General features: G+C 70.2%; 19 protein-coding genes and 1 tRNA gene. 19 read left to right on the top strand and 1 reads right to left on the bottom strand.

Annotated elements, in window-relative coordinates; genetic code table 11:
- The first annotated feature begins 210 nt into the window (after positions 1-210).
- A complete protein-coding gene (locus CSC62_RS10710; RefSeq protein WP_162406173.1) occupies positions 211-1,683 on the top strand; it encodes an MFS transporter in 1,473 nt (490 codons plus the stop codon).
- Complete coding sequence (locus CSC62_RS10705) at positions 1,680-3,350, top strand: alpha-amylase family glycosyl hydrolase (RefSeq protein ID WP_425502016.1); 1,671 nt, start codon at positions 1,680-1,682, stop codon at positions 3,348-3,350. The genes CSC62_RS10710 and CSC62_RS10705 overlap by 4 nt, the downstream gene beginning before the upstream one ends.
- A gap of 30 nt (positions 3,351-3,380) precedes the next feature.
- Here the strand turns inward: CSC62_RS10705 and CSC62_RS10700 are convergent, their stop codons facing one another.
- Positions 3,381-4,412: a LacI family DNA-binding transcriptional regulator gene (locus CSC62_RS10700; protein ID WP_162406172.1), complete on the bottom strand. Its 1,032-nt coding sequence runs from the start codon at positions 4,410-4,412 to the stop codon at positions 3,381-3,383.
- Positions 4,413-4,770: 358 nt separating this feature from the next.
- Between CSC62_RS10700 and thrS the strand changes: the two genes are divergently transcribed.
- The 17 genes from thrS (at position 4,771) to CSC62_RS10615 (ending at position 22,905) form a co-directional block, all read left to right on the top strand.
- The gene (thrS, locus tag CSC62_RS10695; protein WP_162406171.1) at positions 4,771-6,690 is read left to right on the top strand and encodes a threonine--tRNA ligase; all 1,920 of its coding nucleotides are present in this window, start codon (positions 4,771-4,773) and stop codon (positions 6,688-6,690) included.
- Positions 6,691-6,751: 61 nt separating this feature from the next.
- Positions 6,752-7,273 (top strand): translation initiation factor IF-3, encoded by a 522-nt coding sequence (gene infC / locus CSC62_RS10690; protein WP_162406216.1) that lies wholly within the window; start codon positions 6,752-6,754, stop codon positions 7,271-7,273.
- 303 nt (positions 7,274-7,576) lie between these two features.
- On the top strand, positions 7,577-7,774 hold the full coding sequence (gene rpmI, locus CSC62_RS10685; protein ID WP_010342861.1) for a 50S ribosomal protein L35: 198 nt from the start codon (positions 7,577-7,579) through the stop codon (positions 7,772-7,774).
- A 13-nt stretch (positions 7,775-7,787) separates the two neighbouring features.
- A complete protein-coding gene (rplT, locus tag CSC62_RS10680) occupies positions 7,788-8,147 on the top strand; it encodes a 50S ribosomal protein L20 (RefSeq protein WP_162406170.1) in 360 nt (119 codons plus the stop codon).
- A 178-nt stretch (positions 8,148-8,325) separates the two neighbouring features.
- Entirely contained in the window at positions 8,326-9,336 is a 1,011-nt protein-coding gene (gene pheS, locus CSC62_RS10675) for a phenylalanine--tRNA ligase subunit alpha (RefSeq protein WP_162406169.1), read from the top strand.
- Entirely contained in the window at positions 9,333-11,762 is a 2,430-nt protein-coding gene (gene pheT, locus CSC62_RS10670) for a phenylalanine--tRNA ligase subunit beta (protein WP_162406168.1), read from the top strand. Before pheS ends, pheT begins: the two co-directional genes overlap by 4 nt.
- A 13-nt stretch (positions 11,763-11,775) precedes the next feature.
- Positions 11,776-12,081 carry an integration host factor subunit alpha gene (locus CSC62_RS10665; protein ID WP_162406167.1) on the top strand — a complete coding sequence of 102 codons (306 nt, stop codon included), beginning with the start codon at positions 11,776-11,778 and terminating at the stop codon, positions 12,079-12,081.
- Entirely contained in the window at positions 12,074-12,430 is a 357-nt protein-coding gene (locus CSC62_RS10660; RefSeq protein WP_028916088.1) for a MerR family transcriptional regulator, read from the top strand. The genes CSC62_RS10665 and CSC62_RS10660 overlap by 8 nt, the downstream gene beginning before the upstream one ends.
- A gap of 84 nt (positions 12,431-12,514) precedes the next feature.
- Positions 12,515-12,591: transfer RNA gene (locus tag CSC62_RS10655), tRNA-Pro, on the top strand.
- 568 nt (positions 12,592-13,159) lie between these two features.
- A complete protein-coding gene (locus CSC62_RS10650) occupies positions 13,160-13,768 on the top strand; it encodes a polysaccharide biosynthesis/export family protein (RefSeq protein ID WP_162406215.1) in 609 nt (202 codons plus the stop codon).
- On the top strand, positions 13,750-15,183 hold the full coding sequence (locus CSC62_RS10645; protein WP_425502018.1) for a GumC family protein: 1,434 nt from the start codon (positions 13,750-13,752) through the stop codon (positions 15,181-15,183). The genes CSC62_RS10650 and CSC62_RS10645 overlap by 19 nt, the downstream gene beginning before the upstream one ends.
- Positions 15,184-15,420: 237 nt before the next feature.
- The gene (locus CSC62_RS10640; RefSeq protein ID WP_162406165.1) at positions 15,421-16,881 is read left to right on the top strand and encodes an undecaprenyl-phosphate glucose phosphotransferase; all 1,461 of its coding nucleotides are present in this window, start codon (positions 15,421-15,423) and stop codon (positions 16,879-16,881) included.
- A 28-nt stretch (positions 16,882-16,909) separates the two neighbouring features.
- Positions 16,910-18,190, top strand: coding sequence for a polysaccharide biosynthesis protein GumE (locus tag CSC62_RS10635; protein WP_162406214.1), 1,281 nt, complete (start codon positions 16,910-16,912; stop codon positions 18,188-18,190).
- Positions 18,187-19,245, top strand: coding sequence for an acyltransferase family protein (locus CSC62_RS10630; protein ID WP_162406164.1), 1,059 nt, complete (start codon positions 18,187-18,189; stop codon positions 19,243-19,245). The genes CSC62_RS10635 and CSC62_RS10630 overlap by 4 nt, the downstream gene beginning before the upstream one ends.
- A complete protein-coding gene (locus CSC62_RS10625) occupies positions 19,242-20,384 on the top strand; it encodes a glycosyltransferase family 4 protein (RefSeq protein WP_162406163.1) in 1,143 nt (380 codons plus the stop codon). Before CSC62_RS10630 ends, CSC62_RS10625 begins: the two co-directional genes overlap by 4 nt.
- Positions 20,384-21,415, top strand: coding sequence for a glycosyltransferase family protein (locus CSC62_RS10620; protein ID WP_162406162.1), 1,032 nt, complete (start codon positions 20,384-20,386; stop codon positions 21,413-21,415). The genes CSC62_RS10625 and CSC62_RS10620 overlap by 1 nt, the downstream gene beginning before the upstream one ends.
- Positions 21,412-22,905: a lipopolysaccharide biosynthesis protein gene (locus CSC62_RS10615; protein WP_162406161.1), complete on the top strand. Its 1,494-nt coding sequence runs from the start codon at positions 21,412-21,414 to the stop codon at positions 22,903-22,905. Before CSC62_RS10620 ends, CSC62_RS10615 begins: the two co-directional genes overlap by 4 nt.
- Positions 22,906-22,927: the final 22 nt, after the last annotated feature.

Genomic DNA, 22,927 nt, shown 5'->3' with positions numbered 1-22,927 from the left:
GTCGATGCTCCGCTGGCACGTGTCCCGGAGCGGCCCGTCACTATTCCACGCGATGCATGCCATCCGGCCGGGCGGGACGCATGAATACGTATGCAGCGGCCGTGCGCGTGCTGCGGCACGCCTCTACCATGGCCGCGAACCGCGCCGGCATTGCAGTCCCATCGCCGGCGCCGCATCGCATCCACGATTCCCGGAGGGGGGAACCGCTCGATGGAAAGCAAACCGCGCCTGTCGTTCTGGCAGATCTGGAACATGTGCTTCGGCTTCCTGGGCATCCAGTTCGGGCTGGCCCTGCAGAACGCCAACGTCAGCCGCATCTTCCAGACCCTGGGCGCCGACATCGACCAGGTGCCCGGGCTCTGGATCGCCGCGCCGCTGACCGGCCTGCTGGTGCAGCCGGTGGTCGGCTACTTCTCCGACCGCACCTGGACCCGTCTGGGCCGGCGCCGGCCGTACTTCCTTGCCGGCGCGATCCTGGCGACCCTGGCGCTGTTCGTGATGCCGAATTCGCCGGCGCTGTGGATCGCGGCCGGCACGCTGTGGATCCTGGACGCCTCGATCAACATCTCGATGGAGCCGTTCCGCGCCTTCGTCGGCGACCAGCTGCCGCCGGCGCAGAGGCCGGCCGGGTTCGCGATGCAGAGCTTCTTCATCGGCGTCGGCTCGGTCGTGGCCAGCCTTTTGCCGTGGCTGCTGGCCAAGGCCGGGGTCGCCAACACCGCCGGTCCCGGCGAGGTGCCGGACACGGTGCGCTATGCGTTCTACCTCGGCGGCGCGGTGCTGTTCGGCGCGATCGGCTGGACCGTGCTGCGCAGCCGCGAGTATCCGCCGGAGTTGCTGGCGCGGCATGGCGGCGCGGTCGCGGTCGCGCCGCGGGCGCCCGCCCCGGCGATGGCCGCCGTGGCCTGGCTGTTGGCCGGCGTAGCCCTGGCGGCGCTGATCGCCGCGCGCGGCTGGGACCGGATGCTGTACGTGCTGGCCGGCATGCTCGCCGGCTACGGCGCGCTGCTGCTGCTGGCGCGCGCGTTGCGGCCCGGAGGCATGCTGCCGACGATCGTCGCCGACCTGCGGGCGATGCCGCTGGCCATGCGCCGGCTGGCGGTGGTCCAGTTCTTCTCCTGGTTCGCCCTGTTCGCGATGTGGATCTACACCACCGCGGCGGTGACCGGCGTCCACTTCGGCAGCCAGGACCCGACCTCGGACGCCTACAACGAGGGCGCCAACTGGGTCGGGGTGCTGTTCGCCGCCTACAACGGCTTCGCGGCGGTGGCGGCGGTGGCGATCCCGTGGATGGTGCGCACCCTGGGCGTGCGCGCCAGCCATGGCCTCAACCTGTGCCTGGGCGCGGCCGGCTTCCTCTCGTTCCTGCTGGTCCGCGACCCGCACTGGCTGCTGCTGTCGATGGCCGGAGTGGGCTTCGCCTGGGCCTCGATCCTGTCGCTGCCCTACGTGATGCTGTCCGACTGCCTTCCTGCCACCAAGATGGGAACCTACATGGGCCTGTTCAACTTCTTCATCGTCATCCCGCAGCTGGTGGCGGCCAGCCTGCTCGGCTTCCTGCTGCGGTTCCTGTTCGGCGGCCAGCCACTGTGGGCGCTGGGCCTGGGCGGGCTGAGCCTGCTGCTGGCGGCGGTCGCCATGCTCGCGGTGCCGCGCCAGGGCGGGCAGGAGGTGCGGGCATGAGCGCGACGATGATCCGCGCGCGCCTGGGCGCGCTGGCTGCAGGCCTGGCACTGGCCGGCAGCGGCTTGCCCGCGGCGGCGGCCGAGGAATTCCACGGCACCCTGGAGCCGTTCGCGCAGGAGGCGGTCTACTTCGTCCTCACCGATCGCTTCGTCAACGGCGACCCGGGCAACGACCACCGCGACCAGGGCGGCGAGCACCGTACCTTCGACGTGCCCTTGCCGCCGTGCGACGGGACGGTCGGCAACGTCGGCTACCTGGGCGGCGATTTCCGCGGCCTGCTCGACAACGCCGGCTACATCCGCGACCTGGGCTTCACCGCGGTGTGGACCAGCCCGATCGTGGACAACCCGGACCAGGCTTTCACCGGCGGCAAGGAGATCACCTGCACCGGTTTCAACACCGACCGCGGCAAGACCGGCTACCACGGCTACTGGGCGATCAACTTTCACCGCCTGGACGAGCACCTGCCCAGCCCCGGCCTGGACTTCGCCGCGCTGAACCGGGGCCTGAAGGCGCACGGCCTGAAGACCATCCTCGACGTGGTCGGCAACCATGGTTCGCCGGCCTTCAGCATGCCGGTGGCGCAGCCGCAGTTCGGCCAGCTGTTCGACGCCGACGGAAAGCTGGTGGCCGACCACCAGAACCTGCATCCCTCGCAGCTGGACCCGGTCCACAACCCGCTGCACCGCTTCTACAACACCGCCCCGGAACTGGCCGAGCTGTCCGACCTCAACGCCGACAACCCGGAGGTGATGGACTACCTGGTGAGCGCCTACCTGAAGTGGATCGGGCAGGGCGTGGACGCCTTGCGGATCGACACCATCCGCCACCAGCCGTTCGCGTTCTGGAAGGCGTTCGCCGACCGGGTGCGGGCCGAGCATCCGGGCATGTACATGTTCGGCGAGGCCTTCGACAACGAGGCCAGCCACATCGCCCCGTACACGCTGCCGGAGAACGGCGGGATCAGCGTGCTCGACTTCCCGATGAAGGAGGCGATGGTCGCGGTGTTCGGGCGCAAGCGCGCCGGCTTCCAGCGCATGGACAGCGCGCTGTACCTGGAGGACGGTCCCTACGCCAATCCCTACGACCTGGCGACCTTCTACGACAACCACGACATGCGCCGGCTGGACCCGGCCGACGACAACGGCTTCATCGACGCCCACAACTGGCTGTTCACCGCGCGCGGCATCCCGGTGGTCTACTACGGCTCGGAGGTCGGCTTCATGCGCGGCCATGTCGAGCATGCGGGCAATCGCGCCTACTTCGGCCAGGCGCGGATCGACGCGGCGCCGGCCAGCCCGATCTTCCAGGCGCTGAAGCGGATCGCGACCCTGCGCCGCGAGTCTCCAGCCCTGCAGCGCGGCCTGCAGTTCAACCTGCGCCTGGCCGGCGACACCGCCGCGTTCTACCGCGTCTACCAGCACGGCGACACCGCGCAGACCGCGCTGGTGCTGCTCAACAAGGGCGACCGGGCACGCACGCTGAAGGTGTCCAGGTACCTGCAGGCCGGGACCTGGCGCGACGGCTTCAGCGGCGAGAAGGTCGAGGTCGGCAGGCGCCTGCGCGCCGAGGTGCCGGCGCACGGCGTGCGGGTGCTGTTCTTCGACGCGCCGCTGACCCGCGCCGACCTGCGCGCGCGGCTGGCGGAGCTGATGGCGGATTGACCGGCTCCTACAAGGCGCCGCGCAGGGATCTCAACCCGCCCCGGTCGACCCGCGCGGCACCAGCTTCGCCGGCAGCTTGCGGCTTTCCACCGGTTCGCCGCGGATCAGGCCGATCAGGCTGTCCACCAGCACCTCGCCGGCCAGGCGGGTGTCCTGCTGCACGGTGGACAGCCCCGGCTGGGTGAAGCTGGCCAGGGCGATGTCGTCGAAGCCGGCCACCGCCACGTCCTCGGGGATGCGCAGGCCGGCCTCGCGCAAGGCCTTCATCGCCCCCAGGGCGATCAGGTCGCTGGCCGCGAACACCGCGTCGAACGGGCGGCCGCGCGCCAGCAGGGCCTGCGCGGCCTCGTAGCCGGCCTGCTCGGTGGTGATGGCGTCGACCTGCAGGGCCGGGTCCGGCTTCAGCCGGGCCTTGCGCAGGGCGCCGGCATAGCCGCGCCAGCGCTCGAAGAATTCGGGGTAGTGGTCGGAGGCGTGGCCGAGGAAGGCGATCTTCCTGCGCCCGCGGGCCAGCAGGTGGGCGCCGACGTCCTGCCCGCCCTGGAAGTTGTCGCAGCCGATCGACACCCCCGGCTCGCCCGGCAGGGCCGCGCCCCAGCGCACGAAGTGGGTGCCCTGGGCGACCAGCTGCTGCAGCTTGGACTCGGCCTCCAGGTAGTCGCCGTAGCCGAGCAGGATGATGCCGTCGGCCTTGTGGCTGTCCTCGAAGTCGGCGTGCCAGTTGGTCGACAGCTGCTGGAACGAGACCAGCAGGTCGAAGCCGCGGCGGGCGCAGGCGCGGGTGATCGAGCCCAGCATCGAGTGGAAGAACGGATTGATCAGCGAGTCGTCCGGGGTCGGGTCCTCGAAGAACAGCAGGGCCAGGGTCCCGGACTGCTGGGCGCGCAGGTTGGAGGCGTTCTTGTCGACCTTGTAGTTCAGCTCGCGGGCGATGGCCAGGATCTTCTTCCGGGTCTCCGGATTGACCGAGGGGCTGCCGCGCAGGGCACGCGACACCGTCGGCTGGGAGACCCCGGCCAGGTGGGCGATGTCGAGCGAGGTGGCCTTGCCCTTGATGATCATGCCGGTCCCCCTCGGGCCGGATCCACGCGGTACCGCCGGCATCATGCCACGCCGTTCCCGGCGGTTTACGCCATCGGCCGCGGCCTGGGCTAGAATCGCCGCATCGCCGCCGGCACCGGGCCGGCGCGCCGGAACGACAGGGTGGCCCGCGGCAACGCCGGCCGAGCGTGCGACATGAGCACTACCACCGCCCACCGCTGAACGCCGCCGAGGCCCCGCTCATCCGCAGGCGCCTCAGGGCGCTTTCTTTTTGCCCGGATGCGTTCGTCCCTGAACAAGAGCCCGCACATCCATGTGCGGACTTTCCAATGCAACAGCGCCGGCTCCGGTCCGGTGCATCGATAGCCGAAGCCTTCCCATGATCACGATCACGCTCCCCGACGGCAGCCGCCGCGAGTTCGACGCCCCCGTTTCCCCGCTGCAGGTCGCCCAGTCGATCGGCGCCGGCCTGGCCAAGGCCACCGTCGCCGGCCAGGTCGACGGCCGCCTGGTCGACGCCGGCGACCTCATCGACCACGACGCGAGCCTGCGCATCATCACCCCCAAGGACGAGGAGGGGGTGGAGATCATCCGCCACTCCTGCGCCCACCTGGTCGGCCACGCGGTCAAGCAGCTGTACCCGGACGCGAAGATGGTGATCGGCCCGGTGATCGCCGAAGGCTTCTACTACGACATCTACAACGAGCGCCCGTTCACCCCGGAGGACCTGGCCGCGATCGAGGCGCGCATGCGCGAGCTGATCGCCCAGGACTACGACGTGGTCAAGAAGGTGACCCCGCGCGCCGAGGTGGTGGAGGTGTTCAAGGCCCGCGGCGAGGACTACAAGCTGCGCCTGATCGATGACATGGGCCCGGAGGTCACGGCCATGGGCCTGTACCACCACCAGGAATACGTGGACATGTGCCGCGGCCCGCACGTGCCGAACACCCGCTTCCTCAAGGCGTTCAAGCTCACCCGCATCTCCGGCGCCTACTGGCGCGGCGACGCCAAGAACGAGCAGCTGCAGCGCATCTACGGCACCGCCTGGGCCGACGAGAAGCAGCTCAAGGCCTACATCCAGCGGATCGAGGAGGCCGAGAAGCGCGACCACCGCCGGATCGGCAAGCAGCAGAACCTGTTCCACCTGCAGGAGGAGGCCCCGGGCCTGGTGTTCTGGCATCCCAAGGGCTGGTCGGTGTGGCAGGTGGTCGAGCAGTACATGCGCAAGGTCTACCGCCAGACCGGCTACGGCGAGGTGCGCTGCCCGCAGATCCTGGACGTGTCTTTGTGGCAGAAGTCCGGCCACTGGGACAACTACAAGGACAACATGTTCTTCACCGAGTCGGAGAAGCGCACCTACGCGGTCAAGCCGATGAACTGCCCGGGCCACGTCCAGGTGTTCAACCAGGGCCTGCACAGCTACCGCGACCTGCCGATCCGCTACGGCGAGTTCGGCAGCTGCCACCGCAACGAGCCCTCCGGCGCCCTGCACGGCATCCTGCGCGTGCGCGGCTTCACCCAGGACGACGGCCACGTGTTCTGCACCGAGGACCAGGTCGAGGGCGAGGTCCGCGCCTTCCACGAGCAGGCGCTGAAGGTCTACGCCGACTTCGGCTTCGACATCGCGTCCGGTGAGAGCATCCAGATCAAGATCGCGCTGCGCCCCGACTCGCGCCTGGGCGACGATGCCACCTGGGACAAGGCCGAGGAGGCCCTGCGCTCGGCCCTGCGCGCCTCGGGCGTGGAGTGGAAGGAGCTGCCGGGCGAGGGCGCCTTTTACGGCCCGAAGATCGAGTACCACCTCAAGGACGCGATCGGCCGCACCTGGCAGCTGGGCACGATGCAGGTCGATTTCATGATGCCCGGGCGCCTGGGCGCCGAGTACGTGGACGAGAACAGCCAGCGCCGGCACCCGGTGATGCTGCACCGCGCGATCGTCGGCTCGATGGAGCGCTTCATCGGGATCCTGATCGAGCACCACGCCGGGTCGTTCCCGGCCTGGCTGGCCCCGGTCCAGGCGGTGGTGGCCAACATCACCGACGCCCAGGCTGAATACGTGGCCGAAGTGCAAAAAACCCTTGTGAATCAAGGATTCAGGGTCGAGGCCGATTTGCGCAACGAGAAGATCGGCTTTAAGATCCGCGAGCACACGCTGCAGCGGGTGCCGTACCTGCTGGTGGTCGGGGACCGCGAGAAGGAGAACGGCGCCGTGGCGGTGCGTACGCGTTCCGGCGAAGATTTGGGCACAATGTCGCTGTCCGCCTTCGCCGAGACCCTGCGCTCGCAGCAGATGGCGTGACCAGAAGGTGGACCGGCCCCGGGGCCGGTCCGCCGCCCAACCCACCTCCGGAGACTGAACAATCAGCACCCCCGAGAAACAAAACCGGAAGAACGGCGAGATCCGTGTCCCGCGCGTGCGCGTGATCGGCTCCGACGGCGAGATGATCGGCGTCCTGACGCGCGACGAGGCCCTGCGCATGGCCGAGGACGAAGCCCTCGACCTGGTCGAGATCCAGCCCAATGCGGACCCGCCGGTCTGCAAGATCATGGATTTCGGCAAGTTCCGCTTCGAGGCCCAGAAGAAGGCCAACGAAGCGAAGAAGAAGTCCAAGCAGGTCGAGATCAAGGAACTGAAGTTCCGTCCGGTGACCGACGAGGGCGACTACCAGATCAAGCTGCGCAACATGCGCCGCTTCCTCGAGGAAGGCGACAAGGTCAAGGTCAACATCCGCTTCCGTGGCCGCGAGATGAGCCACCAGGAACTGGGCCGGCAGATGGCGGCGCGGATCGAGGCCGACCTGGGCGAGGACATCGTGATCGAGTCGCGCCCGCGCCTGGAAGGCCGGCAGATGGTCATGATGATCGCGCCCAAAAAGAAGTGACTTCCGCGCCTTGGCGCGGAAGACCACCCGTTCCCCTCTCCCTGCGTAGAGAAACGGGAGAGGGCAGGGGCGCCGATGGCGCCCCTCGCTTTTTCGGCCTTCCCCGAACCCGCTGATTTGCAAGGCAAAGCGCCGCCGGGCATAATGCGCGGCTCCGGTTCGCCGGAGGGGCTGGCAACAGCTACAGGACCCGTCGAGGTTTCCCCGGGGATTCAACGACTTACAGACCGGTTTGGGCATGGATGGAAAGAGCGGTTACGGCCGCCGCCCGCACCAGTGACAGTTCCTACAAGGACATTCGCAATGCCCAAGATCAAGACCAACCGGGCGGCGGCCAAGCGGTTCCGCAAGACCGCCTCCGGCAAGTACAAGGCCGGCCACGCCAACCGTAGCCACATCCTCACCAAGAAGGCGACCAAGCGGAAGCGCAACCTGCGGCAGACGAACCATGTTCGTGCCGAGGACGCGGGCCGTCTGGACCGCATGCTGCCGTATCTCTGAGGAGGACTGACCAATGGCACGAGTCAAGCGTGGCGTCCAGGCGCGCCGCCGTCACAAGAAGGTCCTCGACCTGGCCAAGGGCTATTACAACGCCCGCCGCAAGGTCTTCCGCGTCGCCAAGCAGGCGGTCATCAAGGCGCAGCAGTACGCCTACATCGGCCGCAAGCAGAAGAAGCGCAACTTCCGCTCGCTGTGGATCACCCGCATCAACGCGGCGGCCCGCAGCAACGGCCTGAGCTACAGCCGTTTCATCAACGGCCTGCTGAAGTCCGGGATCACCCTGGACCGCAAGGTGCTGGCGGACATCGCCGTCAACGACGCGGCCGGGTTTACCGCGCTGGCGGAGAAGGCGAAGAGCGCGCTCGCGGCGTAATGCAGGTTGCCCCTGCCCGCGGTGGCCCGTGCATCGGCATGGGCCGCCGGACGGAGCGGGGAAATCATTGCAGACATGCAAGGGGAAGGGCGCGAGTCCTTCCCCTTTTTGTTTTTGTCCGGTCCGTTCCGCTCCCGGGATGGATCGCCGAAGCGGGACACAGGCGGAAACGACCTCGATGAGCGATATCGCGAAGGTGGGGCAGCAGGCGCTGGCGGAGATCGCCGCCGCGCGGCAGCCCGAGCAACTCGAAGCCCTGCGGGTTTCGCTGCTTGGCAAGAACGGCAGCATCACCGCCCAGCTCAAGCAGCTGGGCGCGCTGCCGGCGCAGGAGCGCAAGGTGGCGGGCGAGGCGATCAACCGCGTGCGCGATGCGGTCGGCCAGGCCCTGGCCGAGCGCAAGGACGTGCTGGAAGAGGCCGCACTCGACGCGCGCCTGGCCGGCGAGGCGATCGACGTGACCCTGCCGGGCCGCGACGCCGCGCGCGGCGGCATCCATCCGGTCTCGCGCACCCTGGAGCGGATCGCCGAGATCTTCGGCCGCCTGGGCTACGAGCTGGCCGACGGCCCGGAGATCGAGGATGACTGGCACAACTTCGAGGCGCTGAACTTCCCGCCGCACCATCCGGCGCGGGCGATGCACGACACCTTCTACTTCCCGCCCGACGCCGCGGGCGTGGCCCGGCTCCTGCGCACCCACACCTCGGGCGTGCAGGTGCGCTACATGGACGACCATGCTCCGCCTCTGCGGATGATCGCCGCGGGCAAGGTCTACCGCAGCGATTCGGACCAGACCCACTCGCCGATGTTCCACCAGGTCGAAGGCCTGCTGGTGGACGAGCACGCGACCTTCGCCGACCTCAAGGGCACCCTGGCCGAGTTCGTGCGCGCGTTCTTCGAGCGCGACTTCCAGATGCGCTTCCGCCCCAGCTACTTCCCGTTCGTGGAGCCGGGCGCCGAGGTCGACATCGCCTGGCAGCAGCCGGACGGCAGCGTGCGCTGGCTGGAGGTGCTGGGCTGCGGCATGGTCCACCCGAACGTGCTGCGCAACTGCGGCATCGACCCGGAGCGCTACACCGGCTTCGCCTTCGGCCTGGGCGTGGAGCGCTTCGCCATGCTGCGCTACGGGGTCAACGACCTGCGCGCGTTCTTCGAGAACGACGTGCGCTTCCTGAGGCAGTTCGCATGAAATTCTCCGAGAACTGGCTGCGCAGCCACGTGCCCGTTTCCGCCAACCGCGACGGGCTGGCCGCCACGCTCACCGCGATCGGCCTGGAAGTGGAAGAGGTCACCGCGCTGGGCGACGGCCTGGCCGGCGTGGTCGTGGCCCGCATCGTCGAGGCGGTGAAGCATCCGGAGGCCGACCGCCTGCAGGTCTGCCAGGTCGAGGTCGGCGGCGGCCAGCGTTTGCAGATCGTGTGCGGCGCGCCGAACGCGCGCGCCGGCCTGGTCGCGCCGCTGGCCACGGTCGGCGCCAACATCGGCGGGATCGCGATCAAGGCGGCGAAGCTGCGCGGGGTGGAGTCCAACGGCATGCTCTGCTCGGCGAAGGAGCTGGGCCTGGATGCCGATGCCTCCGGCCTGCTCGAGCTGCCGGCCGACGCGCCGGTCGGCGCGGCGCTGGCCGACTATCTCGGCCTGCCCGACGCCAGCATCGAGATCAAGCTGACCCCCAACCGCGCCGACTGCTTCAGCGTGCGCGGTATCGCCTACGACGTGGCCGCGGCGCTGGCCAGCGAGGTGCAGCCTTTGCAGGCCGATCCGGTGCCCGCGCAAAGCACCGCGGCCATGGAAGTGGTGCTGGAGGCCGGCGCGAAGGTGCCGCGTTTCGCGGGCAGGGTGATCGAGGGCGTGGACGCCGCCGCGCCGACGCCGGCCTGGATGGCCGAGCGCCTGCGCCGCGCCGGCGTGCGCCCGATCAGCTTCCTGGTCGACGTCACCCAGTACGTGATGCTGGAGCTGGGCCAGCCGATGCATGCCTTCGACCGCGACGCGCTCGAAGGCCCGGTGGTGGTGCGCCCGGCGCGCGCCGGCGAACAGGTCAAGCTGCTCGACGGCCGTACCGCCGAACTGGACGAGGAGTTCCTGGTGGTCTCCGACAGCCGCGGCGGCCGCGCCGCGCGCGCGGTGGCGCTGGGCGGGATCATGGGCGGCGAGGAGACCAAGGTCACCACTGAGACCGCCAACGTGTTCCTGGAAGCGGCGCACTGGATTCCCTCGGCGATCATCGGCCGCAGCCGCCGCCTGGGCCTGCACACCGACGCCGGGCACCGGTTCGAACGCGGCGTGGACCCGGAGCTGCCGGCGCAGGCGGTCGAGTACGCGACCCGCCTGATCCTCGCCACCGCCGGCGGCGTGCCCGGTCCGCTGACCGTGGTCGACGTGCCCGGCGCCCTGCAGCCGCCGGCGCCGATCGCCCTGCGCCGCGCCCGGATCGCCCGCGTGCTGGGCATCGAGATCGCCGATGCCGAGGTCGAGCGGATCCTGCGCGCGCTCGGCATGCGGGTGGCGTCGGCCGTCGACGGCTGGCAGGTCACCGCGCCCGCCCGCCGCTTCGACATCGCCATCGAGGAAGACCTGATCGAGGAGCTGGCCCGGATCCACGGCTACGACCGGATCCCGACCACCGTCCCCGGCGGCCCGGCGCGGATCGCCGCGCCGAGCGAGACCGTGGTCCCGGCCGGCGACCTGCGCCGGCAACTGGTCGCGCGCGACTACCTGGAGGCGATCAGCTTCGCCTTCGTCGAGGCCGAGCTGCTCGCGAAGTGGCACAGCGCCGCCGATACGGTGCCGCTGGCCAACCCTTTGTCCGCCGAACTGGCGGTGATGCGGCCGCGGCTGCTGCCGGGCCTGGTCGATGCGCTGGCGCGCAATGTCGCCCGCCAGGCCGGACGGGTGCGCCTGTTCGAGCTGGGCCGCAGCTTCGCTTCCGCCGATGCCGCCGAACGCGCGCCCGGCGCGCCGGTGCCGGCACCGCTGGAAACCCGCCGGATCGCCGCGGTCGCCTGCGGCGCCGCCCGCGCCGAGCAGTGGGGCGAGAAGACCCGCGCGGTGGATTTCCACGACCTCAAGGGCGACCTGGAATCGCTGGCGGCCGCGTCCGGCGCGGTGCTGGAGTTCCGGCCTTCGGCCGAGGCCTTCGGCCATCCGGGCCGCAGCGCCGACGTGTACCGCGCCGACCTGGAATGCGGCGCGGTGCGGATCGGCTGGATCGGCCAGCTGCACCCGCGGCTGCGCAAGGCGCTGGACCTGGACGTGGACGTGCTGGGCTTCGAGCTGGACCTGGAGCCGCTGGAACGCCGCGCCTTGCCGCGGGCCGAGGCTTCCTCGCGCTTCCCGGCCGTGCGCCGCGACCTGGCCTTCGTGGTCGCCGAGAACGTGGCCTGGGCCGCCCTGGCGGCCAGCGTCCGCGCCGCCGCCGGCCCGGTCCTGCGCGACCTGGAACTGTTCGACCGCTACCAGGGCCAAGGCGTGGAAACCGGCTTCAAGAGTCTGGCTATGGGCTTGATTTTGCAGGACAACACGCGCACTCTGACCGACCATGACGCGGATGAAACGGTGGCACGGGTGGTGGCGGCGCTGGCCGACGCCCACGGTGCCCGGATCCGCGCCTGACCAGGGGAACTGAATGGCACTGACCAAGGCGGAGATGGCCGAACGTCTGTTCGACGAAGTCGGCCTGAACAAGCGCGAGGCGAAGGAATTCGTCGACGCCTTCTTCGACGTGCTGCGCGAGGCCCTGCAGGACGGGCGCCAGGTGAAGCTCTCGGGCTTCGGCAATTTCGACCTGCGGCGCAAGAACCAGCGCCCGGGCCGCAACCCCAAGACCGGCGAGGAGATCCCGATCTCGGCCCGGACCGTGGTCACTTTCCGCCCCGGGCAGAAGCTGAAGGAGCGGGTCGAGGCCTACGCCGGAGCCGCGCCGAATGCTTGATCCCGGCAGCAACCGCGAGCTCCCGCCGATCCCGGCCAAGCGCTACTTCACCATCGGCGAGGTCAGCGAGCTGTGCGACGTCAAGCCGCACGTGCTGCGCTACTGGGAGACCGAGTTCCCGAGCCTGAGCCCGGTCAAGCGCCGCGGCAACCGCCGCTACTACCAGCGCCACGACGTGCTGATGGTCCGCCAGATCCGCGGCCTGCTGTACGAGCAGGGCTACACCATCGGCGGCGCGCGGCTGCGGCTGGAAGGCGAGGGGGCGAAGCAGGAGTCGGCCCTGAGCAGCCAGATCGTGCGCCAGGTGCGGATGGAGCTGGAGGAAGTGCTGCAGCTGCTGCGGCGCTGAGATTTCACCGGGCGCCGCGCGGTCTCGCCGCAGGCACCGTCGAACCGGTATAATCGCCGGCCCGCCTCGGCGGGAAAGCTGCTTCGGGGTATAGCGCAGCCTGGTAGCGCACCAGTCTGGGGGACTGGTGGTCGTCGGTTCGAATCCGGCTACCCCGACCAATTCGTTTGAAGGAACGGCCCGCATCGCAAGGTGCGGGCCGTTTTGCTTTGCTTCCGCTTCTACAAGGGACGCGCGAAAGGCATCGTGCTACGACGCCTCAGCCATGCTTCCCGGGCATCGCTTTCGAGCATCACATCCGTGTCTTTCGATTGCTGCTGTTTCTGAGGCGATTCCCGATGTAATCGCCGCATTCACGCATGCATCGAGCGCGCTTCGCTCATGGTTGTGGAAGCTGCGTGAAAGCTGCGGAGACAAACTTTAACCGTTGCCCACATGCGAGTCGGAATTCTGGCGCCAAGGGATTGTCGCCGCGATCTTCCATGCAATAGTGCATAGCAACATTGCTCGAAAAATCTGTCGTCGGTTCGACGGCATTCCCCCACAACCTGCGGACGCACGAACCCACGACTGACTGGCCCGATGCCGGTCGGAGCCGGCTTCGTGTTGCCGGAAATCCACCCGCCGACACGGTGATCGCGACGCATGAATCCCCGCCTGCGCCCTAGTCTCCATGTGCTCCTTTTGCTCTGCGCGCTGGCGCTGTGCGCCTGCCGCAGCACCGCGCACATGGCGCGCGAACTGCCCCAGCCCGATCCGCTCGCGCTGGCGACGGTGCAGCCCGAATACCGGCTCGCGCCCGGCGACGTGCTGCTGGTGAAGGTGTTCCAGGTCGACGATCTCGAACGCCAGGTGCGCATCGACAACGACGGCAAGCTCTCCTTGCCGCTGGTCGGCGAGGTCGCCGCGGTGGGCCTGGGCGTGGCCGAGCTCGAGCGCGAAGTGGCCGCGCGCTACCGCGACGGCTACCTGCAGGATCCGCAGGTCTCGATCTACGTGCAGGAGGCCAACGGCCGCCGGGTGACCGTGTCCGGCGCGGTCGAGGAGCCGGGCATCTATCCGCTGGTCGGCGCCAACCTCACCCTGCAGCAGGCGCTGGCCCAGGCCAAGGGCGTGAGCACCGTCGCCAGCCGCCGCAACGTGGTGGTGTTCCGCACGGTGCAGGGGCAGAAGATGGTCGCGCGCTTCGACCTCACCGACATCGAGCAGGGGCAGGCGCCGGATCCCGAGATCTATGGCGGCGACATCGTCGTGGTCTACCGCTCCGATGCGCGCCTGCTTTTGCGCACGGTGCTGGAGCTGACCCCGTTCGTGATGGTCTGGCGGGCCTACCGATGAGCAGCCGCCGCGACGACGCCCGGGCGTACCCGATGCCGTACGCCGATTCGGCCGAACTCACCCTGCGCGACTACTGGCGCGCCCTGCTGGCCCAGCGCTGGCTGGTCGTCGGCATCGCCCTGGTAGTGCTGGCCATCGCCCTGGCGGTGAGCCTGCTGATGCCGACCAAGTACCGCGCCACGAGCACGCTGCAGATCGAGCGCGAGCCGATGAACGTGGTCAACGTCGACAGCCTGATGCCGGTCGAGTCGCCCCAGGACCGCGACTTCTACGAGACCCAGTACGAGCTTCTGCGCAGCCGCTCGCTGGCCAAGGCGGTGGTCCGCGAGGCCGGACTGGCTGCGGAAGCGCGCTTCAAGCCACTGGCCGGGAAGGCCGGAGCGGACTACGACGCCGCACACTCCGGTGCCGGTGCCGGTGCCGGTGCCGGCGACGACGGGCGCCGCGAGCACGTGGAGCAGGCCCTGGCCGGCACCCTGCTGCAGGGCCTGGAGATCGAGCCCATCCGCAATTCGCGGCTGGTGCGGATCAACTTCGACTCGCCCGATCCAGCCCTGGCGGCGAAGGTGGCCAATGCCTACGCCAAGGTGTTCATCGACAGCGGCCGGCAGCGCCGGCTCGAGGCGTCGGCGTCGGCCTCGAAGTACCTCTCCGAGCGGCTGGTCCAGCTGCAGCAGAAGGTGGAGGAGTCGGAGGCCAAGCTGGTCGCGTATTCCGGGCAGGAGCGGATCGTATCGGTCGGCGACGACAAGCCCTCGCTGCCGGCGCAGAACCTGGCCGAGCTCAACGCCCTGCTCGCCAGCGCACAGGAAAGCCGGATCCGGGCCGAGGCGGCCTGGCGGCAGGCGAGCCAGGGCGACGGCATGGGCATCCCGCAGGTGGTGGCCAATCCGCTGGTCCAGCAGCTGCGCGCCGAGCAGGTCAGGCTGCAGGCCGAATACCGGCAGAAGCTGGCGACGTTCAAGCCCGGCTACCCGGAGATGCAGCGCCTGGACGCGCAGGTCGGCGAATTGCAGCGGCAGGTCAACGGCGAGGTCCTGCGCATCCGCCAGTCGCTGCGCGACCAGTACCAGGCAGCCGCGCGCCAGGAGGAGCTGATGAACCAGCGGATCGGCACGCTGATGGACGACGAGCTGGACCTGCAGTCGCGCAGCATCCAGTACAACCTGCTCAAGCGCGAGGTCGACACCAACCGCCAGCTCTTCGACGCGATCCTGCAGCGCTACAAGGAGATCGGCGTGGCCGGCAACGTGGCCGACAGCAACGTCTCGATCGTCGATCCGGCGGTCGTGCCGGCCCGGGCGCATTCTCCGAAGCTGATGCTGAACCTCGCGCTCGGCGCGATCTTCGGGCTGTTCATCGCGGTGTCGGTGGCGCTGGTGCGTTTCCTGCTGCGCGACCCGCCGGTCGCCTGAGTTCGACGCCCGACGCGGCGCTGCCGCCGCATCGTGTTTTCCATAACCGGAGGAGGTGGAGCGAGAGACCAGGACATGAGGATCGATCGGGCTTCGGCTCGTTGGAAATGCAGGGCTGTCGCATGACCCGGGGCCGGCGAGGAGGGCGCCACGGCGGCGTGCGGCAGGCAATCGAGGCACGAAGGACAGGGCGTGATCCCCCGCGCGCCATGTCCGGAAGGCTTGGAGGAAACCCCCATGCTACTCGCAGACCTGAGCAGTACCACCTACACCACGGCCGCGTCGCCGCGGTTGTTGACCAAGTACGCGGCCGCGGCCGACCTGATGTTGCGCGTGTTCGACCTGGCGGTCGTGGTGGCCAGCGCCCTGGTCGCCTACCGCCTGCTCTACGGCACGGCCCTGCCCGCTGCGGCCTACCGGGTCGCGATCGGCACCACCCTGCTCTACGCGGTGATCTGTTTCGCGTTGTTCCCGCTGTACCGCAGCTGGCGCGGCAGGGGCCTGCGCCAGGAGCTGCTGATCCTCGGCTGCGCCTTCGGCGGGGTGTTCGCCCTGTTCTCGGTGCACGCGCTGGTGATCCAGTACGGCCAGACCGTGTCGCGGCTGTGGATCGTGCTGTGGTTCGTCGGCGGCCTGGCCACCCTGGTGGTCGCGCGGACCCTGCTGCGCCTGTTCCTCAACGGCCTTCGCGCCCACGGCATGGACGTGCAGCGGGTGGTCGTGGTCGGGCTGCGCCAGCCGGTGGTCAAGATCGACCACTACCTGCAGCGCAATCCCTGGGTCGGGATGGAGGTGGTCGGTTATTTCCGCAGCCCCTACGACCTGCGCATCGCCGGCAGCCGGCGCGATGACCTGCCGTGCCTGGGCGACCCGGAGGAGCTGATCGACTACCTGGAGCACAACCGGGTCGACCAGGTCTGGATCTCGCTGCCGCTGGGCGAGCGCGACCGGATCAAGGACCTGCTCGCGCGCCTGGAGCACTACCCGATCAACCTGAAGCTGGTGCCCGACCTGTTCGACTTCGGCATGCTCAACCAGCAGGGCGACCAGATCGGCAGCGTGCCGGTGATCAACCTGCGCCAGGGAGGGGTGGACCGCAGCAGCTACTTCATCGTCGCCAAGTCGCTGCTGGACCGGCTGCTGGCGCTGCTGGCGATCCTGGTGCTGTGGCCGCTGATGCTGGCCATTGCCATCGGGGTGAAGCTCGGTTCGCCGGGGCCGGCCCTGTTCCGGCAAAGGCGGCACGGCCTGGGCGGGCGCGAGTTCTGGATGCTCAAGTTCCGCTCGATGCGGATGCATGCCAGCGGCGCCGCCGGGCCGGCGCAGGCCACCCGCAACGACAGCCGGGTCACGCCCTTCGGCGCGTTCCTGCGCCGCACCAGCCTGGACGAACTGCCGCAGCTGTTCAACGTGCTCGGCGGCAGCATGTCGCTGGTCGGCCCGCGGCCGCACGCAGCCCAGCACAACACCTACTACGAGCGGCTGATCCAGCACTACATGCACAGGCACTACGTCAAACCCGGGATCACCGGCTGGGCGCAGGTGAACGGCTACCGCGGCGAGACCCCCGAGCTGCGCACGATGAAGAAGCGGGTGCAGTACGACCTGGACTACATCCGCCGCTGGTCGCTGTGGCTGGACCTGAAGATCATCGCGCTCACCGTGGTGCGCGTGCTCGGCCAGAAGAACGCGTACTGACGTGGCCGCGACCGGCATCCACCCGGGCATCGCCTCGCCGCCCGCGCCGCGTCCATGGACGGACGCGCGGCGGGCGCGCTGGCGCAGCCGCGCGATCGAGGCGGTGCTGGTGCTCGGCATCGGCTACAACTTCGTGCTGGCGCTGGTCAACGCCAATGTCTTCGCCGTCGGCCCGGCGGTGACCTATGCGATCGAGTTCGCGGTCTACGCGGCCTGCTTCGTGCTGGGGCTGTGGTCGCTGGACCGCCGGCGCGCGGCCCTGGTGGTCGGCGGCCTGGGCTTCGTGGTCGCGCTGGCCTGGCTGCGCAGCCTGGCCAGCGGGCAGATCGATCCCAAGTTCCTGCGCGATGCGCTGATCGCCTTCGCCTTCCTGGTGCTGGGCGCGGGATATCGCGGCTCGCTGCCGCGGCTGTGCCTGGGCCTGGCCCTGCTGGTGGCGATGGTGGCGGCGTTCGAGCTGGCCGCGCCGCAGGCCTACGGCGAGGTGGTCAACCCGAAGAGCTACTTCGTCAACGCGCGCGGCGCCAGCGCGGCCGGATTCTGGAACCAGGACAGCAACCTGTACGTCAGCGCGACCCGGCCCGGCGCGCGCAACTTCCTGCCGTCCAGCGATCTGCCGCGCGCCTCGTCGATCTTCGTCGAGCCGGTGACCATGGGCAATTTCATCATCTTCTTCGCGGCCACGGTGCTGGCGTTCCGACGCCACCTGGGGCTTCCGGCGCAGGCGCTGGCGGCGGCGCTGGTGGTGTTCCTGGTGCTGGCCTCGGACGGGCGGCTGGCGGCGGGTACCTGCCTGCTGATGCTGGTGCTGGCGCCGCTGTTCCGGCGGCTGGACCAGCGCCTGGCGTTCGCGGTGTTCGGCGTGGTGCTGTTCGCCGGCGCCGGGCTGGTGGCAGTGGCCGGGGTCGAGGCCTTCGACGACACCCTGCTGGGCCGGGTCTTCTTCTCGGTGGATTCGATCCGCGGGCTCTCCTTCCAGGAATGGATGGGGATGGACCCGGGCTCGGCCTACCGCTACTTCGACAGCGGCATCGCCTACTTCATCGGCTCGCAGTCGCTGCCGGGGGTGCTGGCGTTCCTGCTGGCGTATTCGTTCCTGCTGGTGCTGCCGGGCAGGGAGGGGCGGCTGTTCAAGCACCTGGCGATCTTCGCCTTCGCCCTGAGCCTGCTGGTGTCCAACGGCTACTTCTCGATCAAGACCGCGGCCTTGTGGTGGTTCGTCTGCGGCGTGCTGTGGCAGGCGGGCGCGCGGCTGCAGCCGGCAGGCCCGGCGCACCGCATTCCCGCAGCGGCGGAGTCGGCGCGATGAGCGCGCTTCTGACCCGGCGCGACACCCGACTGGACGCGGCCCGGGCGATCGCGATCGTGCTGGTGGTGCTGGGGCATGCACGCGGCATCCCGGGCGGGTTCGCCCTGCTGGTGTTCAGCTTCAACGTGCCGCTGTTCTTCCTGGTGTCGGGCTGGGTCACCACCGTCCACGGGCAGGCGCGCAGCGATGCGCAGGCCTTGGTCCGGCTGGCGCGCGGACTGCTGCTGCCGTACCTGGGCTTCTTCCTGCTGGCCTACCTGTACTGGCTGCTGACCCGCCACATCGGCGAGAAGGCTGCGCGCTGGGGCGATCTGCCCTGGTGGGATCCGCTGCTCGGCGCGTTGCGGGCCAACGGGCCGGGCCTGTACGTGCAGCCGGCGCTGTGGTTCCTGCCGGCGCTGTTCGTCACCGTGCTGGCATTCCGCCCGCTGGTCCGGCGCCTGCCGCCCTCGCTGCTGGCGGCGGTTGCCGCTGCGGTGGCATGGGCCTGGATCGCCTGGTTCCCGCCGCTGGGCCTGCGCCTGCCCTGGGGCTTGGATGTGCTTCCGGTGGCGCTGTTCTTCTTCGCTTGCGGCGCGGCGGTGGGCCGGCCTCCGGCACGGGCGCGCGCGTTCCTGGAGTGGAAGGGCATGGCGCTGCTGCTGGCCGCGGCCTGGCTGCCGCTGGCGTGGCTGAACGGCCGGGTCGACGTCAACATGCTGCGCTTCGGCCAGTGGCCGCCGCTGTTCCTGCTGGTGGCTTTGCTGGGCGCGGGAATGGTCCTTGGCGTGGCGGCCCGGATCGGGCACTGGCCGGCGGTGCAGTGGATCGGGCGCAACACCCTGCTGATCCTGGGCACGCATTTCCCGGTGTTCTTCGTCCTGTCCGGGGTGCGCTCGCTGGCCGGCGTGCAGTCGCCGCCGGGGCTGGGCTGGGCGCTGGGGGTGAGCGTGCTGGCTCTGCTGGCGGCCGTTCCCCTGCGCTGGATCCTGGTGCGCTGGGCGCCGTGGATGCTCGGCGTCGCGCCTCCGTCCCGGGAGCCGGCGGTAGGCATGCCGGAGGCGGGCCGGCGATGAAGGTCGTGCACGTGGTGCGCCAGTTCCACCCTTCCGTTGGCGGCATGGAGGAGGTCGTGCTCAACCTGGCGCGGCACCACGCCCGACTCGGTGGCGAGGTCCAGGTGCTGAGCCTGGACCGGCTGTTCACCGCGCCGGATGAGCGGCTGCCGGCGCGCGACCTGCATGAGGGGATTCCCGTGCGGCGGATCGGCTATGCCGGCTCGGCGCGCTATCCGCTGGCGCCGTCGGTGCTGTCGGCCCTGCAGGGCGCCCACCTGGTGCACGTGCACGGCATCGACTTCTTCTACGACTACCTGGCCCTGACCCGGCTTTTGCACCGCCGGCCGCTGCTGGCCTCCACCCACGGCGGCTTCTTCCACACCGCCTACGCCTCGGGCCTGAAGCGGGTGTGGTTCAACACCCTGACCCGGGCCTCGGCGCGCGCCTATGCCCGGATCGTGGCCACCAGCGAGAACGACGGCGACGTGTTCGCGCAGGTGGTGGCGCCGCAGCGGCTGCGGGTGATCGAGAACGGCGTGGACGTGGACAAGTTCGCCGGCCTGGCCTGCGCGCGGCCGGGGCGGACCCTGCTCTATTTCGGGCGCTGGTCGGTCAACAAGGGACTGCTGGAGACCCTGGACCTGCTGCGCGCCCTGCGTGGCCACGACCGGCGCTGGCGGCTGATCCTGGCCGGGCGCGAGTACGACTTCGACCGGGAAACCTTGCGCGAACAGATCGTCCGGCGTGGCCTGGAGCAGCACGTCGAGCTGGTGGTGGCGCCGACCCTGGAGCGGTTGCGTGCCTGCATCCGCCAGGCGCAGTTCTTCGTCTGCCTGTCCCGGCACGAAGGCTTCGGGCTGGCCGCGGTCGAGGCGATGAGCGCCGGGCTGCTGCCGGTGCTCAGCGCGATCCCGCCGTTCGCGCGGCTGCACCACGAATCCGGGGCCGGGGTACTGGTCGAGGCGGGGCAACCGGATGCGGCCGCCGCCGCGGTCCAGGCGCTGGCGGCGCGCAGCGACGAGGGGCTGGCGGCGATGCAGGCCGCCTGCCGCGGGTTCGCGGCGCGCTACGGCTGGGAGCGGGTCGGCGCGCGCTACCTCGACGAGTACGAGCAGGCCCTGCGCGCGCCGCGCCGGCGGCATCCGGAGGCCGCCTGATGGACGTGCGCCGGAAGGATGCGGACGGATCGCTGGTCGTGCTGTTCTCGACCGAGCAGGCCGGGGCGACCACCAATCCCTACCTGACCCAGCTCTATCGCGCGCTGCCGCCGCCGGTGGAACAGCGCCACTTCTCGATGCGCGCAGCCCTGCTGTCGCGCTACGACGTGCTGCACCTGCACTGGCCCGAATACCTGCTGCGCCATCCGGGCCGGCTCGGGACCTGGGCCAAGCGCCTGTGCGCCGTGCTGCTGCTGGCCCGGCTGCGGCTGTGCCGCACGCCGGTGGTGCGGACCCTGCACAACCTGCAGCCGCACGAGAGCCACGGCGCGTTCGAGCGCTGGCTGCTGGCGCGGATCGACCGGGCGACCCGGCGCTGGATCCGGATCAACGCCACCACCCCGGCGCGCGCGCCGGCCACCGACACCATCCTCCACGGTCACTACCGCGACTGGTTCGCCGGGCTGCCGCGTCCGGCGCCGGAGCGCGGCCGCCTGCTGCATTTCGGCCTGCTGCGCCGGTACAAGGGCGTGGAGACCCTGATAGCGGCGGTGCAGGGGCTGGACGACCGCGGGGTCCAGCTGCGGATCTGCGGCAGGCCCGCCGACGATGCCATCGGTCAGGCCGTGCGCGACGCCTGCCGGCGCGATCCGCGCATCAGCGCCGAACTGGCCTACGTCGACGACGCCACCCTGGCGCGGGAAGTGGGTCTGGCCGAACTGGTGGTGCTGCCGTACCGGCAGATGCACAACTCCGGCACCTTGCTGCTGGCGCTGTCGCTGGAGCGGCCGGTGCTGGCGCCGTGGAGCGAGGCCAACGCCGCCATCGCCGAAGAGGTCGGACCGGGCTGGGTGCACCTGTACGACGGCGAGCTGGAACCGGCCTTGCTGGCGCGGACCCTGGCGTGGGTGCGCAACGTCCCGCGCGGCGTCGTGCCGGACCTGTCGCGGCGCGACTGGGACGCGATCGGCCGCCAGCACCACCGCAGCTACCTGGCCGCGCTGGGGCGCGGTGTGGAGGCGCGGGCATGAGCGGGCAGGCGCCGCCATTGCCTTTGCCGCCACCGCGGCTGGGCGCGCGCGCCGCCGGCGGCGCGGCGGTGACCATGGCCGGGCAGGGCGTGCGCATGCTGGTCCAGTTCGGCGGCATCGTGCTGCTGGCGCGGCTGCTCACCCCGCACGACTACGGCCTGATGGCGATGGTCACCGCGATCGTCGGCGTGGCCGAGATCTTGCGCGACTTCGGCCTGTCGTCGGCGGCGATCCAGGCCCGCCAGCTCAGCCGGGCGCAGCGCGACAACCTGTTCTGGATCAACGCCCTGATCGGCCTGGGACTGGCGGCGGCTGTGTTCGGCGGCGCGCAGGCGATCGCGGACCTGTACCGCGAGCCGGCGCTGGTCGCGATCTCGCAGGCGCTGGCGGCGACCTTCCTGCTCAACGGCATGGCCACCCAGTACCGCGCCCATCTCAGCCGCGACCTGCGCTTCGGCCAGCTGGCCCTGGGCGACGTCGGCGGCCAGGTTGCCGGGCTGGTCGCGGCGGTGGCCGCGGCGCTGGCCGGTGCCGGCTTCTGGGCCCTGGTGGTGCAGCAGCTGGTGCAGGCGGCGGCCACCCTGACGCTGGCGATGCTGTGCGCGCGCTGGCTCCCGCGCGGCTACCGCCGCGACGCGGCGGTCGGGCAGTTCCTCGGCTTCGGCGGCAGCCTGGTGCTGGCGCAGCTGCTGGGCTATGCCAGCCGCAACGTCGGCCAGGTGCTGATCGGCGTGCGCATGGGCGCCGAACCGCTGGGCCTGTACAACCGCGCGTTCCAGCTGCTGATGATGCCGCTCAACCAGGTCAGCGCCCCGGCCACCACGGTCGCCCTGCCGGTGCTGTCGCAGCTACGCGACGAACCGGCGCGCTTCGCCGCGTTCCTGTTGCGCGGGCAGACCGTGCTGGTGCACGCGATGGCCGCGCTGTTCGCCTACGCCTGCGCCCAGGCCTTGCCGCTGATGGTCCTGCTGCTGGGCGAGCAGTGGCGGCCGGCTGTGCCCTTGTTCCAGTGGCTGGCTTTGGGCGGGGTGTTCCAGGCGGCGGCCTACGCGACGTACTGGGTGTTCCTGGCCAAGGGCCTGATGCGGGCGCAGCTCGCCTACGCGCTGGTCGGCCGTTCGCTGCTGGTCGCCTGCGTCGTGGCCGGAGCGGCCTGGGGCGTGGAGGGCGTCGCCGCCGGCTATGCGCTAGGGCTTTTGCTGCTCTGGCCCCTGTCGCTGGCCTGGATCGGCCGGATCAGCGACGCACCGGCGCTGGCCATGTTCAACAACGGCGCCCGCGCGGTGATCGGCTACGGGCTGTGCGCCTGGTTGTCGGCGGAGGTTTCTGCCTGGATCGACGGCCCGCTGGAGTGGCGGCTGCTGGCCGGCACCGCGGCGATGACCGTCGGCTTCGCCCTGGTCTGCCTGCTGTGGCCCGCGTTCCGCCGCGACGTGGCCGCGATCGTCCATATCCGCCATCTGCTCGCCGAAGCCAGGAGCCCGCGATGAATTCCGCCATCCTGCAGCCGCC

The organism is Pseudoxanthomonas jiangsuensis (genome assembly GCF_010093185.1).
GTDB lineage: Bacteria > Pseudomonadota > Gammaproteobacteria > Xanthomonadales > Xanthomonadaceae > Pseudoxanthomonas > Pseudoxanthomonas jiangsuensis.
The sequence above is the reverse complement of the archived record's forward strand: the minus strand, read 5'-3'. Positions and strand labels throughout refer to the sequence as shown.

Coding starts and splice junctions, on each gene's coding strand:
- CSC62_RS10710 (WP_162406173.1), top strand. CDS start 211: ATGGAAAGCAAACCGCGCCTGTCGTTCTGGCAGATCTGGAACATGTGC.
- CSC62_RS10705 (WP_425502016.1), top strand. CDS start 1,680: ATGAGCGCGACGATGATCCGCGCGCGCCTGGGCGCGCTGGCTGCAGGC.
- CSC62_RS10700 (WP_162406172.1), bottom strand. CDS start 4,412: ATGATCATCAAGGGCAAGGCCACCTCGCTCGACATCGCCCACCTGGCC.
- thrS (WP_162406171.1), top strand. CDS start 4,771: ATGATCACGATCACGCTCCCCGACGGCAGCCGCCGCGAGTTCGACGCC.
- rpmI (WP_010342861.1), top strand. CDS start 7,577: ATGCCCAAGATCAAGACCAACCGGGCGGCGGCCAAGCGGTTCCGCAAG.
- rplT (WP_162406170.1), top strand. CDS start 7,788: ATGGCACGAGTCAAGCGTGGCGTCCAGGCGCGCCGCCGTCACAAGAAG.
- pheS (WP_162406169.1), top strand. CDS start 8,326: ATGAGCGATATCGCGAAGGTGGGGCAGCAGGCGCTGGCGGAGATCGCC.
- pheT (WP_162406168.1), top strand. CDS start 9,333: ATGAAATTCTCCGAGAACTGGCTGCGCAGCCACGTGCCCGTTTCCGCC.
- CSC62_RS10665 (WP_162406167.1), top strand. CDS start 11,776: ATGGCACTGACCAAGGCGGAGATGGCCGAACGTCTGTTCGACGAAGTC.
- CSC62_RS10660 (WP_028916088.1), top strand. CDS start 12,074: ATGCTTGATCCCGGCAGCAACCGCGAGCTCCCGCCGATCCCGGCCAAG.
- CSC62_RS10650 (WP_162406215.1), top strand. CDS start 13,160: ATGGCGCGCGAACTGCCCCAGCCCGATCCGCTCGCGCTGGCGACGGTG.
- CSC62_RS10640 (WP_162406165.1), top strand. CDS start 15,421: ATGCTACTCGCAGACCTGAGCAGTACCACCTACACCACGGCCGCGTCG.
- CSC62_RS10630 (WP_162406164.1), top strand. CDS start 18,187: ATGAGCGCGCTTCTGACCCGGCGCGACACCCGACTGGACGCGGCCCGG.
- CSC62_RS10625 (WP_162406163.1), top strand. CDS start 19,242: ATGAAGGTCGTGCACGTGGTGCGCCAGTTCCACCCTTCCGTTGGCGGC.
- CSC62_RS10620 (WP_162406162.1), top strand. CDS start 20,384: ATGGACGTGCGCCGGAAGGATGCGGACGGATCGCTGGTCGTGCTGTTC.
- CSC62_RS10615 (WP_162406161.1), top strand. CDS start 21,412: ATGAGCGGGCAGGCGCCGCCATTGCCTTTGCCGCCACCGCGGCTGGGC.